This is a genomic window from Kosakonia sp. LAM2021 (assembly GCF_016620385.1).
Classification (GTDB): Bacteria; Pseudomonadota; Gammaproteobacteria; order Enterobacterales; family Enterobacteriaceae; genus Kosakonia; species Kosakonia sacchari.
Genome location: NZ_JAENHT010000001.1, coordinates 739,992 through 753,759, shown reverse-complemented (window position 1 = coordinate 753,759; position 13,768 = coordinate 739,992). Strand labels below are relative to the sequence as shown.

The window sequence follows — 13,768 nt, the reverse complement described above, 5'->3', positions numbered from 1 at the left end:
ACGTTGCGGCTTTTTTATTATCAGGCGAGGACTTCGCGAACGAAGGCTTCAATCTCTTTATTCTGGCAGTTTTCAAAGAAGCACTTCTGGAAACGCTCACCAGAAACGGCGGTTTTCACCAGTTCACGGTCGATGGCACGCAGCGTATCGAGATAGTTCTCTTTTACCACTGCCGCTTTGACCTGGTTCAGAATACCCGCGTTGCGCACCTGCGGTTCTTTGCGCTCCGGCGGGTAACCCTCCCCTTTGCGGCCAGTAAAGGCTTTCTCAAAGATAAAGCGCACGTTCAGTTCCGCGCCCCAGCCAAAACCTTTCGCGAACGGGAGCGCCAGTGCGTTACCGTTGTTGATCTGCGCGAACAGGAAAGCATCCGCCGGATCGATACAGTAACCGCACACCACACCCGGGTGAATATTCAGTGACATCAGCGCGCCCTGGCCTGTGCCACAGCCGGTTACAACGAAATCCACTGCTTTGGCATTCAGCAAAATACTGGCCATAATACCAAGGTGGATATAGGTCAGATGGTGGTCGTTCTCATCGCTCATCCCGACGTTAAATACCGGGAAATCTTTCTCATCGGCAACCGTCTTCAGCTCTTTGAGGATGATGGCGTTTTTCGCCGCCTGGCTGTTTTCCATCATCAGTGCAATTTTCATTTTAGATCTCCTGTGACATGCTTCAGATAGCAAAGGTTGGGTAAACCTTACTACCTGACAAACATACTTTCAAATTTAATGAAAAATGGTTTTAAAAATCAGAAGCAGGCTCACAGTTTTTGCTCTTCGTGCAATGCCGTCGCGATTAGTAGAGGCTGTTCGGCGGGTTATTCTGTCGATTGCCTGCAAATCAACGCGATAAGATGAGATCATGCCAAAATGAAACAGAGTGATTTCATGAAGAGAATAGTTGTAGCCGCCTCGCTGCTCCTGCTCGCGGGATGCACGATGACGAAACAAGCGGAAGTCAGTAGCGTGGATACCATCAGCGGTCTGGTGCGTCTGAGCTATAACCAGTCGATGATGCAAACTGCAAAATACGACACCTACACCGCGCAGGGAACTGCTAATAAACAGTGCCAGCAAATGGGTTATGCCACCGCAGTACCTTACGGTCAGCCAGTGCAAACCTGCAGCCTGATTAGCGGGTCGGTCTGTATGAATACGAAAGTGACCATTCAATACCAGTGCCGTGGCGTGGCGTTTACGCAAACCAAACCGACCTGGTAAATTCTTAAGCCAGTATAATTCTACTGGCTTATCTTTTTATTAAAATAAAAACAATTCTCATTTATTTAATTAATTTCCGCCAATGCGTGTTATTCTCATTCTCTTCTTAAAATACTTATTTTTTATTTTACCTTTTGCAAATAATTAAATAACAAATTATAGTGAGCGCTCCTTTCGCCTGATAATTATATTTATGGAGCCGCGCCATGTTAAAAGCAGAGATGATCGAAAAATTAAATGAACAAATGAATCTTGAACTGTTTTCTTCCCTGCTTTATCAGCAGATGAGCGCCTGGTGCAGCTACCATAGTTTTGAAGGTGCGGCCGCGTTTCTGCGTCGTCACGCACAGGAAGAGATGACGCATATGCAGCGCCTGTTTGATTACCTGACGGACACCGGAAGCCTGCCACGTATCAATACCATTGAATCGCCGGTGGCTGATTATGCTTCGCTCGACGTTCTGTTCCGCGCAACGTACGAACATGAACAACTGATCACGCAAAAAATTAACGAACTGGCGCATGTTGCGATGACCACTCAGGATTATCCAACATTTAATTTCCTGCAATGGTATGTGGCGGAACAGCATGAAGAAGAAAAACTGTTTAAATCAGTGATTGATAAATTAACACTGGCAGGTAAAAGCGGCGAAGGTCTCTATTTCATCGATAAAGAACTGGCGACGCTGGACACACAAAACTAATATTACGGGCGGTAAAGAAAATTCTTTACCGCCTTTTTATTAATGCTTGCAGATTTTACTTTCGTGAGTAGAAAAACCCTCTTCCGCCGGAATAAACTTTCCACGTGACGCCAGAAATGCGACCAGTTCAGCCGCCGTCATTCCTTCCGCTGAGCAGGTATGAAAACGCGCCGCTTCGCCAAACCGATGAATAATTGCCGCCGTCAGACTCTCGTTTGAGTAGCGCTCGCCTGTTTCAATCATCATATTCAACACTTCATGACCGTGAATGGATGTCATAATTCCTCCCCGAAAAAGATGCATCATAAACTCAACATTTTAAGCGGGTGTTGCGCTAAAACAGGTTTACATGCATCCGGCACAGCTGGTACAACGCCAGTCTTGCTTATTCACGGCATGGTAAAAGTAGCGATAATTTGCGGTTTCCAGCGGGATACCATTTGCGTAAAACAGATCGGTCAGCCAGTCGACGCTGTCAATAATCCACTCATCTTCCGGCAAGCCCTGAGCGAAGGTTTCATCATCCGGGTCAATGATCGAATAGATTGCCCACGTCCCCATATCCTTTTCCTGGCGAGGCTCTGGCAATGTTATCTCTGCCCCTTGCCAGCTAATTTCCCAGTGACCGTGACAAAGCAGGTTGCCGCTGCGCGTCCATCGTGCTGTGAAGGGATTAGTCTCCGGCATTGCCAATCCTCAGTATTTTTGAAAATTTATAATATTTTTTAAGCTACGCTGAATTGTTACGTAAAAACATCCTCCTGATGAAGTAGGCAAATCCGACAATTTCTCCGTGCAGACGCCCTAAGAAAACCCCTCGTAAAGAAATGAATACAGTTCATGTACCGGTTGTTTGACGAAATCACTGAATTGCCTTACTCTGCGCCGCATCTTGAGCTGGCAGTGTGTTTTATTACAGAGGAAAGCGTGAAGAATCGAACACTGGGTAGTGTTTTTATCGTCGCCGGAACAACCATCGGCGCGGGAATGCTGGCAATGCCGCTGGCAGCGGCAGGCGTAGGTTTTGCAACCACTTTTGTTTTACTTTTCGCCTTATGGGCAGTGATGTGTTACACCGCCCTTCTTCTGCTGGAGGTTTATCAGCATGTTCCGGCAGATACCGGGCTTGGATCGCTGGCCCGACGTTATCTGGGGAAATATGGTCAGTGGGTGACGGGCTTTAGCATGGTGTTTTTGATGTATGCGCTGACGGCGGCATATATTAGCGGCGCAGGTGAATTGCTGGCAGCAAGCATCAGTGCGTGGCTTAACTTGTCGCTTTCGCTCATTGCCGGCGTGTTGCTGTTCACTCTCGTTGCCGGTGGCGTAGTGTGCGCAGGAACCTCCCTGGTCGACCTGTTTAACCGTTTCCTGTTCAGCGCCAAGCTCTTGTTCCTGGTTGTGATGCTGGCGCTGCTAATGCCGCATATCCATAAGGCTAATTTGCTGACCATGCCGCTGGAAAAAGGGCTGGCGCTGTCTGCCATTCCGGTCATTTTTACCTCGTTTGGTTTTCACGGCAGCGTCCCAAGCATCGTCAGTTATATGGGCGGAAATATTCGTAAGCTGCGCCGGGTGTTTATCACCGGCAGCGCCATCCCGCTGGTGGCCTATATTTTCTGGCAACTGGCAACGCTTGGCAGTATTGATTCTTCGACCTTTATCGGACTGCTCGCCAGCCAGGCAGGGCTTAACGGTCTGTTGCAGGCATTACGCGAAGTGGTGGCGTCGCCACACGTTGAGTTAGCGGTACATCTGTTTGCCGACCTGGCGCTAGCAACCTCTTTCCTTGGTGTATCGCTCGGTCTGTTTGACTACCTTGCCGATTTGTTTCAGCGTCGCAACACTGTCGCAGGGCGTTTACAGACAGGCGCTATCACTTTTCTGCCACCGCTGGCGTTCGCGCTGTTTTATCCGCGTGGCTTTGTAATGGCGTTGGGCTATGCCGGTGTTGCACTTTCCGTGCTGGCGCTGTTATTGCCTTCAATGCTGGCATGGCAAAGCCGCAAGCATCATCCGCAAAGCGGTTATCGCGTGCCCGGCGGCAAACCGGCGCTGTGTCTGATTTTTGCCTGCGGCATCGCGATTATTGTTATTCAGTTCTCTATCGTCGCCGGGTTGTTGCCGGAAGTCGGTTAATCACCGCTACAAAGTGCGAGTGCTGGCATGTTCAATGTACATGCTTGCACCGCTTTTCCCCTCGTTAATGGCTCGCATCTTGTCACTCCTCAAGACGTTTTTGCAGAAGCTTTCCGTCGCATAAGTACGATGAAACTTACTCGCACCAGCAAATGCACGGACCAGTTACCACTCCAGGAGAAACGCGAAATGAAAGAGGGAAATTTCACGTAGCAACAGAGGTGAGATACAACCGCAAGGTTTCAGTAATTCCGGTGGTTTGCAGGTGCCCTCTTCATAATATGAAACCGAATGGCGAAAGGATGGCGAAGGCTGGAAAACAGGCATAAAAAAACCGCCTTTAAGGGCGGTTTCACGACACTGCTTATCATTGATTTTATTCTTGTTTTCCCATGGTACCCGGAGCGGGACTTGAACCCGCACAGCGCGAACGCCGAGGGATTTTAAATCCCTTGTGTCTACCGATTCCACCATCCGGGCTCGGGAAGGAAATTGGAGGCGCGTTCCGGAGTCGAACCGGACTAGACGGATTTGCAATCCGCTACATAACCGCTTTGCTAACGCGCCTGAATACTACAGGTTTTTCAACCCACACCCGCTAATATAGCCGATGCGTTAAACTGGAGCGGGAAACGAGACTCGAACTCGCGACCCCGACCTTGGCAAGGTCGTGCTCTACCAACTGAGCTATTCCCGCATTATCAAGATTTGTTGTAATCTCTTGATTTTACAATCATCTGGCGAGCTAAGCTGCCTTCCGATGCGTTGCATTCTACTTACCTGACGCACTGAGTCAACGATATTTTTCAAAACCGGGATCGTTTGCTGAAAATTGCGACGAAACGATCACGGTTCAAGCAGATCGCCACGCGCAGCGTTGAGGTATTGCAGCATTGACCACAGCGTTAACACTGCAGCAACGAAAAACAGCGCAATGCCAGCATATTCAACCCAGATATTCGGACGCCAGAGGAGCCATACCAGGGCGACCATCTGCGACGTGGTTTTGACTTTACCAATCCATGAAACAGCCACACGACTGCGCTTACCCATTTCCGCCATCCATTCACGCAGCGCAGAAATAATGATCTCTCGTGCGATCATCGTTGCCGCAGGCAGCGTCACCCACCAGCTGTGATAGTGTTCTGCGACCAGCACCATCGCAATCGCGACCAGCACTTTGTCAGCAACAGGGTCGAGGAAGGCACCAAAGCGGGTGCTTTGATTCCAGCGACGCGCGAGAAAACCGTCAAACCAGTCGGTTACCGCAGCACAACAGAAGATCAGCGCACAAACAAACGGCGCCCATGGAAAGGGAAGATAAAACGCCAGCACGAAAAACGGGATCAGGATGACACGAAATAGAGTGAGCAACGTAGGGATATTAAATCGCATAGTGGCGTTAACTGTCTGTTGTCCGTAAATATTCGCTCTATGGTGCTACAGAGCCCTTAATGTTTCAACGAGTAGTAGATCTTTTCTGCCAGTCCTTGCGAGATCCCCGGCACTTTTGAGATTTCATCAATACTTGCATTGATTAAACCTTGTAAACCGCCCATGTATTTTAACAACATCTGACGTCGCTTCGGCCCGACACCTTCAATGGTTTCCAGTGAACTTGTGTTTTTGACCTTCGCGCGTTTTTTGCGGTGTCCGCTGATGGCGTGATCGTGCGACTCATCGCGAATATGCTGGATAACGTGCAACGCTGGCGAGTCAGGCGGCAGACTAAAACCCTCCCCTTCCGGCTCGAAGAACAACGTTTCCAGACCCGCTTTACGATCGGCCCCTTTCGCCACACCCAGCAGCAAAGGTTTATTTTTATCCCACGCCACATCCAGTTCGGCAAAAACGGCTTTCGCCTGCCCTAACTGCCCTTTACCGCCATCGATGAGGATCACATCAGGGATTTTGCTCTCTTCAATCGCTTTACCGTAGCGGCGCCGCAGCACCTGATTCATCGCCGCGTAATCATCACCCGGCGTGATACCACTGATGTTGTAGCGTCGATATTCCGCCCGCAACGGCCCATTGGCATCAAACACGACGCATGAGGCCACGGTTTGTTCACCCATCATGTGGCTGATATCGAAACACTCCATGCGTTTCACTTCCGGCAACTCCAGCACGCTGGCCAGCGCAGCAAGCCGCTGGTGAACAGTCGATTGCTGAGAAAGTTTGGTTGCCAGCGCCGTGGCGGCGTTGGTACGCGCCAGCTTAAGGTAACGCGCGCGGTCGCCGCGCGGTTTGGTTTGCACATTCACCCGCCGGCCAGCGAGTTCGGAAAGTGAGTCGCTCAGCAGTGTTTTATCGCTCAAGTTGAAATCGAGCAAAATTTCACCCGGCAAGGTACGCATCTGGCTACCCTGCAAGTAGAACTGACCAACAAAGGTTTCCACTACTTCGCCAAGCTCGGTCCCGCCCGGCACTTTCGGGAAATAGCTGCGACTGCCAAGCACTTTTCCCTGACGGATAAACAGCACATGCACGCAGGCCATTCCGGCATCAAAAGCCACGCCGATAACGTCCAAATCGTCGCCAGTATTAGAAACGAACTGTTTTTCCGTTACGCGGCGCACGGCCTGAATCTGGTCGCGGACACGGGCCGCTTCTTCAAACTCCAGCGCCTGACTGGCTTTTTCCATGCGAGCGATAAGCTGAGTCATTACCTGATCATCTTTACCGGCAAGAAAGAGGCGCACATAGTCAACCTGCTGCGCATACTCCTCTTCGCTGACCAACCCGGCGACACACGGCCCAAGGCAGCGGCCAATCTGGTATTGCAGGCAGGGACGCGAACGGTTGCGATAGACACTGTTCTCGCACTGGCGAACAGGGAAAATTTTCTGCAGCAACGCCAGCGTCTCGCGCACGGCATAGCCGTTCGGAAAAGGCCCGAAGTACTCCCCTTTCGCATGCTTCGCGCCGCGATGCATGGAAAGACGAGGATGCGTATCACCGCTAAGAAAAATAAACGGGTAGGATTTATCGTCACGCAGCAGCACGTTATACCGGGGCTGGTAGAGCTTGATGTAGTTATGCTCAAGCAACAGCGCTTCGGTTTCCGTATGCGTAACGGTGACATCAATCTGTTGGATCTGTGCGACCAGCGCTTCCGTTTTGCGCGAGGCAAGGTTGCTGCGAAAATAGCTGGAAAGCCGCTTTTTCAGGTCTTTCGCTTTACCGACATAGATAACAGTTCCACCGGCGTCATACATACGATAGACGCCGGGTTTACTGGTAACCGTTTTGAGAAATGCTTTCGAATCAAAAACTTCAGTCACTGACTTATTAACGTCTCCGCATTGCACAACCCGTGGCGAATAGCGAGGTGCGTCAGTTCGACGTCGCCGTGAATGTTCAATTTGCTGAACATACGATAGCGGTAGCTATTCACCGTTTTTGGGCTCAGATGTAGCTGTTCTGAGATCTCATTGACCTTCTGGCCTTTGGTGATCATCAGCATAATCTGCAATTCACGTTCAGACAAACTGTCGAACGGCGAGTCCGTTTTTTCGGGTTCGATTTGGCTAAGCGCCATTTGCTGAGCAATGTCGGAAGCGATATAGCGCTGACCAGACTGCACCGAGCGGATAGCGTTCACCATTTCCTGCGGCGCGGCGCCTTTGCTGAGATATCCTGCTGCACCCGCCTGCATCACTTTCGCGGGCAGTGGGTTTTCAGTGTGGACAGTAAGCATAATCACTTTGGTATCAGCACTACCACGCGCGATTTTCCGCGTCGCTTCAAGGCCGCCGATACCGGGCATATTCATATCCATCAGGACGACATCAACCGTATTGGCGCGACACCATTTAATGGCATCTTCCCCACAGTTGACTTCGCCGATAACTTTTATGCCCTTAATGTCTTCAAGAATGCGTCGTATCCCTGCGCGCACCAGTTCATGGTCATCAACAAGTAGTACGTTGATCAATGGAGTATCTCCGGAATAGGGATAACGCGACAAAAGCCTAATTCACCGTATATTAACTTTTTTTCATCTAACTGTGAAAGGTTAAAAAACCAGTAACTTTCGATTTTGTTCGCGTTTTTGGAAATTAAGTTGTACAGAGCGTGGAAAGTTTCGCGATCTTTTCAAGCGCAGCGCTAAAAAAGTTTTAGTCCTGCTTTTCAAAGTGTTACTCAAAAATTGTATTTGCAGATATGATTATTAGCACGCTTCGCATGTAACAACAATTAACTGCCTCTAAACCTTGCTTCAACATATATTCTTCGATAATTAAAAACAGCAAGGCTTATTACCGTCAGGTTTAATTTAATAAACTGAAAGCGATGATCAAAAAACAACCACTGCTTTCTTTTGCCAGCATTATGGTATACTCCGCCGCTTTGACAGTGTCCGTCGCGCACGTGCGCGACACCGTAACGAGGAAAATAAATTGAGCACACCTGATTTTTCCACTGCTGATAATGCAAAGGAACTGGCGCTGGAAGTCTCCTGCCTGAAATCAATGATTACGCTGATGCTGCAGGCCATGGGCCAGGCAGACGCTGGACGCGTTATCCTTAAAATGGAAAAGCAAATCGAACAAATGGAAGACGAAGCTCAGGCGGCGGTATTTTCCGGTACTGTTAAGCAAATTAAACAAGCCTATCGCCAGTAAATAATAACCGGCTGCCAAAATAACTTTGTCAGCTGGCTATCTTTGCCGGGCAAAACATAAGGGACAATTAAATCATCCCTGTCGCCGCTGCGTAGCATGCGATCTGTGTTTTGTTCGGCGCATTAAATTTCTTCTGCATATTTTTTTGATGAAAATTAACGGTATTTTCGGATATGGATAAAATCATCGCGATCTCTGCAGATGTTTTACCTTCCGCCGTCCACTTGAGAATTTCACGTTCACGCTTACTGAATTTCATTTCAGGCGCCAGCACCATCTGATCTTCCAGACGCGTTAATGCCAGCAGGCTTAACTGCACCAGCGTCTGCAGACGCAATTCTATTTCATCATCCGACATCATTTTGCCAAACAGGCTGGTGCGCGACACGGATAAAAAACCCATTGCATGATTGGGCAACATCAGGCACTGCGAAATACCTTTGCGCAATCCGTGATCCCGGGCTGCATCCCACAATACCGTGGCATCGCGAAAGAGTTTGTCATTCCAGGGAAGATGTCCCTGAATGAAGTTTTCAGCCTTCAGCACCGGGTCAATAGCAAAGTAGTTCTCTGCCTGATAATGCTGCATCCACGCTTGTGGATAAGAGGTTTCAACGCTCAACTTCGGCCGGGTAAAAGGCACCGGGTGGCGAACGCAAAGCGAAAAATAATCAAATTCCAGCAGCTGTGTCTGCCGCTGTAATTCGGAATAAACATCCTGGGATGTTGTCATCTCCTGGAACCGCGACATCATGTCACGACGCCAGGTAAAGAATTCTATATCCTGCATACCGACCGGTAATACCCCTGGTTTTAATAATCATTATTTTGTATACAATAAGCTAACACATAAAACTTAATTATAAATATAAAATATCGATACATCTGGAAATAAGTTGCGTTTAACGCCAGCGTTAACGGCATCTTCAGGAGGGAATAACTGGCTGGCGTTTCAGGCGCACGGCAGAAGGTCGGGAAATATCCCTGCAAAACCTGTATGTAATAAATCCAGATAATTTAACTTAAGTTAAATAAACGCGATTCAGCCGAAATGGGCGCTGAACCGCGAAAGCATTACTGCATGAGGAATTTTTCCAGAAACTGACGCGTACGCGGTTGCTGCGGGTCAGCAAACAACGCTTTCGCTGGCCCTTGTTCCACAATACGCCCCTGATCCATAAATATTGCCCTGTCCGCCACGTCACGCGCAAAGCTCATCTCATGCGTGACAATCACCATCGTGCGCTTTTCCTGCGCCAGTTGGCGAATGGCATTAAGTACTTCGCCCACCAGCTCAGGATCAAGTGCGGATGTCGGCTCGTCAAAAAGAATCACATCCGGGCGCATCGCCAGCGCGCGGGCTATCGCCACACGCTGCTGCTGCCCGCCCGACAAGCGCCGTGGGTAGCTATTCTCTTTGCCACTCAGCCCCACTTTTATCAGCAATTCACGCGCCCGCGCGGCCGCCTCGTCCTTTGGTTCGCCTTTCACGATAACCGGCCCTTCAATAATGTTTTCCAGCACTGTCCGGTGCGGAAATAGATTGAAGTTCTGAAAGACAAAACCAACATGCTGGCGTAACTGGCGGATAGCGCTTTTCTGCTGGCTCAGCGATCGCGCGGTATCAATGGTGATATCACCCACGCGGATTGTGCCGTTCTCCGGCTGTTCAAGCAGGTTAATGCTGCGCAACAAGGTAGTTTTACCGGAGCCGCTCGGGCCAATAATCGCCACCACTTCGCCCAGCTGCACCTCCAGATCGATACCGTGTAACACCGTCTGTCCGTGGAATTTTTTCACCAGATTTTTCACGTCGATAGCACTCATTTCGGGTCACGCTCCTGACGATTAAGCTGGTTTTCGAAATAGTTTTGCAGCGAAGAAAGCACCGTCGCCATTACCCAGTAAATCAGCGACGCCGCAAGGTACATGGTGAACACTTCCAGCGTACGGGAGGTAATTAACTGCGCCTGACGGAACAGTTCCGGCACCTGGATAGTTGCCGCCAGTGACGTATCTTTCACCAGACTAATAAAACTGTTGCTTAGTGGCGGTAATGCGACACGCGCGGCCTGTGGGAGAATCGCGCGGCGCAGCGTCTGCCACGGGGTCATGCCAATACTGGCCGCCGCTTCCCACTGCCCTTTATCGATAGACGAAATCGCCGCGCGCAGCGTCTCCGCTGCGTAGGCCGCCGTATTAAGTGACAGACCAATCATCGCTGACGGGATTGGATCCAGCTCAATCCCAAACTGCGGCAGACCGTAATAGATCATAAACAACTGGGCGATAAGCGGCGTACCGCGAAAAATCGAGATGTAAAAACGCGCCAGCCAGCGCACAGGTAAGAGCGATGACATGCGCATCAGCGCCAGCAGAAAGCCCAGCAGTAAGCCAAAAAACATCCCGCCAATACTGAGTTGTAGTGTAAATACCGCGCCCTTTAACAGGTAAGGCGCGGAGTCGATAACCAGTTGTAGACTCTCTTGCATTATGTTTGCTCTGTCCTGGAATTAAATATGGGGGTGATAGGCAAACAGCGCCGGTGCGCCACCTGTATGGATAAACAAAATTGGCCCGTTATCTTTAAAGCGATTCTGCTCAATACCATCCAGTAACCCGGCCATCGCTTTGCCGGTATAAACCGGATCGAGCAAAATGCCTTCCAGGCGGGCAAGCAATTTCACCGCTTCCATTCCTTCATCATTCGGCGTGCCGTAGCCTGGTGCGAAATAGTCATCCCATAACAGAATATCGGCGTTGGCCTGTAATTCGAGTTCTCGCGCAATAGCCTGTTGCAGCGTCACCACTTTCGGTTTTTGATCCGCAACGCTACGTGAAACCGTCACGCCAATCAGCTCCACCTCCGGCATCAGTTGCTCAAGCCCGACCGCCAGCCCGGCATGCGTACCGGCACTGCCGGAAGCGACCACCACCGACGAAAGGCCAACCGCACCTTCGCATTGTTGCGCAATTTCCAGCGCGCTTTCCACATACCCCATTGCGCCCAGCACGTTGGAGCCGCCAACCGGGATCACATAAGGGCGAAAACCCTGCGCTTCTACGCGCGTCGCCAGTTCCTCCAGTTGCGCAGTGGGATCCGTCAACGCATCGCACATTTCGATCTGTGCATTGAACAGATCCAACAACAAGCGGTTGCCGTTAGTCAGGTAGTTTTCTGCGGTGGTGCCAATCGGGTTTTCCAGTAGCGCCACGCAGTGCAGGCCTAATTTCGCCGCTACCGCCGCCGTCTGACGCACGTGATTGGACTGGATCGCCCCTGCGGTAATCAGCGTATCAGCGCCCTCGCGCAGCGCATCCGCCGCCAGAAACTCGAGTTTACGCAACTTATTGCCGCCCATCGCCACCGGCGTGACATCATCGCGTTTAATAAAAATTTCGCGTCCCAGGTAATCGGAAAGCCGCGGCAAATACTCCAGCGGCGTGGGCGCACCAATTAATTCGAGGCGCGGAAAGCGGGTCACATTGTGCAAGGGCATAAAACCTCCGAAGACCAGGTAACGTTAGCAACTGCTTTTTATTATGCACACTAAAGTCGATGAAATAAAAAAGGCGCTTGATTAAGCGCCTTTTTTTAGCGGGTAACGATTACTTCGTCACATCCGCTCCAAACCATTTTTCCGACAGCGTTTTCATGGTGCCGTCTTTTTGCATCTCGGCAATGGCTGCGTCGATAGCTTTCAGCAAATCGTCATTACCTTTACGCAACGCAACGCCGGATTCCTGACGCGAGAAAGCATCCCCCGCTACCGCCAGCGTATCTTTGGTTTTCTTCACCAGATCCAGCGCGGCCAGACGATCAACCAGAATGGCGTCAATACGGCCAACGCGTAAATCCTGATATTTAGTCGGGTCATCATCATAGGTGCGAATATCAACGCCCTGCACGTTCTTACGCAGCCACTCTTCATAGTTAGTGCCAAGACCTACGCCCACTTTCTTGCCTTTCAGATCCGCTGCGGATTTGATCCCCGCTTCGTTTCCTTTTTTCACCAGCGCCTGGATACCGGAAACGGTATACGGTGTGGAGAAATCATACTTTTTCTTGCGCTCATCGGAGATGGTGACCTGGTTAATCACCACGTCGATGCGTTTAGAATCCAGCGATGCCAGCATGCCGTCCCATTTAGTGGGTTTCAGGGATGCTTTTACGCCAAGATGCTGCGCCAACGCTTCGGCGAACTCCACTTCAAAACCAGTAAGCTTGCCATCGTCGCCCTGGAAACTAAACGGCGGATACGTGCCTTCCAGACCCACCAACAGCGTGCCACGCTCTTTGACTTTATTGAGCAGGTTTTCCGCCGCGAATGTTTTCACGCTCATCCCTGCTACCAGCGCGACGGCCATTACACCCATCAGCGCCTGACGTCCCAAAAGTGCTAGTTTCATAGTTACCCCGATAAAGAAATTGGCTGTAGTGTAAGGTGCCTGACGCTAAGTACAAGCACGACTCGGCTACATCTTATTCTTTTTTAATATATATCAGATGTTGCACCCACAGCGATTTTTTGCACGGCGGCAAAACGCATCTGGGTTTTAAACTGCGCATATTTGCGCAAGGCAATCCGATAATTATTGGTGCTGGTCGCAGGTAACCACGGTTCCAGATTTTCGTCGAGGAACCCTTCTTCAAGCAGCTGTCGGGAAATATTGAGTTCAGTGAGATGGTTGCCGAGGCGGCGCAAACGCACGACATACTCGCGCACCGTACCGTGGCTCATTTCGGTTTGTTCGAAAAGATATTGTTTAAAACCGATGATATCGAAGAAATCGCTCTGCTCTTTGCAGTGCAGATCGCCGCAAAAACGACAGAGTGCGACCCACTCTTTCTGCTCTTGTTGCCAGGCCGCTTCATCCAACAGCATATCCAGACGCGAAATCGCAATTTTATTCACGATTTCGCCCCGGCGTACCAGTGTGATGCGATCAAGCAGCTTGTGGCAGTGTGCGCAATGCGTCTGGCTGTGTTTAAAGTCTTTAAGGTAGCGGCTTAGAGGCCGTCTTTTAGGTTGCTGCACCGTCATGATAACTCCTGGTTGTCAATGCG

At 50.2% G+C, this 13,768-nt stretch carries 16 protein-coding genes and 3 tRNA genes; 4 read left to right on the top strand and 15 right to left on the bottom strand.

Annotated features, from left to right (window positions below; translation table 11 throughout):
- Positions 1-20 precede the first annotated feature (20 nt).
- A complete protein-coding gene (locus tag JKP81_RS03560) occupies positions 21-659 on the bottom strand; it encodes an RpiB/LacA/LacB family sugar-phosphate isomerase (protein ID WP_017458331.1) in 639 nt (212 codons plus the stop codon).
- A 237-nt stretch (positions 660-896) separates the two neighbouring features.
- Here JKP81_RS03560 and yecR point away from each other — a divergent pair, with 237 nt between their 5' ends.
- A complete protein-coding gene (yecR, locus tag JKP81_RS03555) occupies positions 897-1,229 on the top strand; it encodes a YecR family lipoprotein (RefSeq protein ID WP_025263568.1) in 333 nt (110 codons plus the stop codon).
- A 206-nt stretch (positions 1,230-1,435) separates the two neighbouring features.
- Positions 1,436-1,933 (top strand): non-heme ferritin, encoded by a 498-nt coding sequence (gene ftnA, locus JKP81_RS03550; RefSeq protein WP_017458333.1) that lies wholly within the window; start codon positions 1,436-1,438, stop codon positions 1,931-1,933.
- A 39-nt stretch (positions 1,934-1,972) separates the two neighbouring features.
- On the opposite strand, the gene JKP81_RS03545 is transcribed toward ftnA, so the two are convergent.
- Together JKP81_RS03545 and JKP81_RS03540 are read right to left on the bottom strand one after the other, a co-directional pair.
- Positions 1,973-2,212: a YecH family metal-binding protein gene (locus JKP81_RS03545; protein ID WP_131409484.1), complete on the bottom strand. Its 240-nt coding sequence runs from the start codon at positions 2,210-2,212 to the stop codon at positions 1,973-1,975.
- A 66-nt stretch (positions 2,213-2,278) separates the two neighbouring features.
- Positions 2,279-2,620, bottom strand: a complete 342-nt coding sequence (locus JKP81_RS03540) for a hypothetical protein (protein ID WP_200550609.1) — start codon at positions 2,618-2,620, stop codon at positions 2,279-2,281.
- Between the two features lie 240 nt (positions 2,621-2,860).
- Between JKP81_RS03540 and tyrP the strand changes: the two genes are divergently transcribed.
- Positions 2,861-4,072, top strand: coding sequence for a tyrosine transporter TyrP (gene tyrP / locus JKP81_RS03535; RefSeq protein ID WP_200551060.1), 1,212 nt, complete (start codon positions 2,861-2,863; stop codon positions 4,070-4,072).
- Between the two features lie 393 nt (positions 4,073-4,465).
- Here tyrP and JKP81_RS03530 read toward each other — a convergent pair.
- The 6 genes from JKP81_RS03530 to uvrY all read right to left on the bottom strand — a co-directional run bounded on the left by JKP81_RS03530 (position 4,466) and on the right by uvrY (position 8,009).
- Positions 4,466-4,552: transfer RNA gene (locus JKP81_RS03530), tRNA-Leu, on the bottom strand.
- 13 nt (positions 4,553-4,565) lie between these two features.
- Positions 4,566-4,639 (bottom strand) — tRNA-Cys (locus JKP81_RS03525).
- A 54-nt stretch (positions 4,640-4,693) separates the two neighbouring features.
- A tRNA-Gly gene (locus JKP81_RS03520) sits at positions 4,694-4,769 on the bottom strand.
- A gap of 149 nt (positions 4,770-4,918) precedes the next feature.
- Positions 4,919-5,467, bottom strand: coding sequence for a CDP-diacylglycerol--glycerol-3-phosphate 3-phosphatidyltransferase (gene pgsA, locus JKP81_RS03515; protein ID WP_017458337.1), 549 nt, complete (start codon positions 5,465-5,467; stop codon positions 4,919-4,921).
- Between the two features lie 56 nt (positions 5,468-5,523).
- Positions 5,524-7,356, bottom strand: a complete 1,833-nt coding sequence (gene uvrC, locus JKP81_RS03510) for an excinuclease ABC subunit UvrC (RefSeq protein ID WP_200550608.1) — start codon at positions 7,354-7,356, stop codon at positions 5,524-5,526.
- Entirely contained in the window at positions 7,353-8,009 is a 657-nt protein-coding gene (uvrY, locus tag JKP81_RS03505; RefSeq protein ID WP_017458339.1) for a UvrY/SirA/GacA family response regulator transcription factor, read from the bottom strand. The genes uvrC and uvrY overlap by 4 nt, the downstream gene beginning before the upstream one ends.
- Positions 8,010-8,475: 466 nt before the next feature.
- Here uvrY and JKP81_RS03500 point away from each other — a divergent pair, with 466 nt between their 5' ends.
- Complete coding sequence (locus JKP81_RS03500; protein WP_017458341.1) at positions 8,476-8,700, top strand: DUF2594 family protein; 225 nt, start codon at positions 8,476-8,478, stop codon at positions 8,698-8,700.
- Positions 8,701-8,767: 67 nt separating this feature from the next.
- Here the strand turns inward: JKP81_RS03500 and sdiA are convergent, their stop codons facing one another.
- The 6 genes from sdiA to fliZ form a co-directional block, all read right to left on the bottom strand.
- Positions 8,768-9,490, bottom strand: coding sequence for a transcriptional regulator SdiA (sdiA, locus tag JKP81_RS03495; protein ID WP_200550607.1), 723 nt, complete (start codon positions 9,488-9,490; stop codon positions 8,768-8,770).
- Between the two features lie 284 nt (positions 9,491-9,774).
- A complete protein-coding gene (gene tcyN / locus JKP81_RS03490; RefSeq protein ID WP_200550606.1) occupies positions 9,775-10,527 on the bottom strand; it encodes an L-cystine ABC transporter ATP-binding protein TcyN in 753 nt (250 codons plus the stop codon).
- Positions 10,524-11,192, bottom strand: a complete 669-nt coding sequence (gene tcyL / locus JKP81_RS03485; RefSeq protein ID WP_086873989.1) for a cystine ABC transporter permease — start codon at positions 11,190-11,192, stop codon at positions 10,524-10,526. Before tcyL ends, tcyN begins: the two co-directional genes overlap by 4 nt.
- A gap of 21 nt (positions 11,193-11,213) precedes the next feature.
- Entirely contained in the window at positions 11,214-12,200 is a 987-nt protein-coding gene (gene dcyD, locus JKP81_RS03480; RefSeq protein ID WP_200550605.1) for a D-cysteine desulfhydrase, read from the bottom strand.
- A gap of 109 nt (positions 12,201-12,309) precedes the next feature.
- Positions 12,310-13,110 carry a cystine ABC transporter substrate-binding protein gene (gene tcyJ, locus JKP81_RS03475; RefSeq protein ID WP_017458346.1) on the bottom strand — a complete coding sequence of 267 codons (801 nt, stop codon included), beginning with the start codon at positions 13,108-13,110 and terminating at the stop codon, positions 12,310-12,312.
- 83 nt (positions 13,111-13,193) lie between these two features.
- A complete protein-coding gene (gene fliZ / locus JKP81_RS03470; RefSeq protein WP_200550604.1) occupies positions 13,194-13,745 on the bottom strand; it encodes a flagella biosynthesis regulatory protein FliZ in 552 nt (183 codons plus the stop codon).
- Positions 13,746-13,768 lie beyond the last annotated feature (23 nt).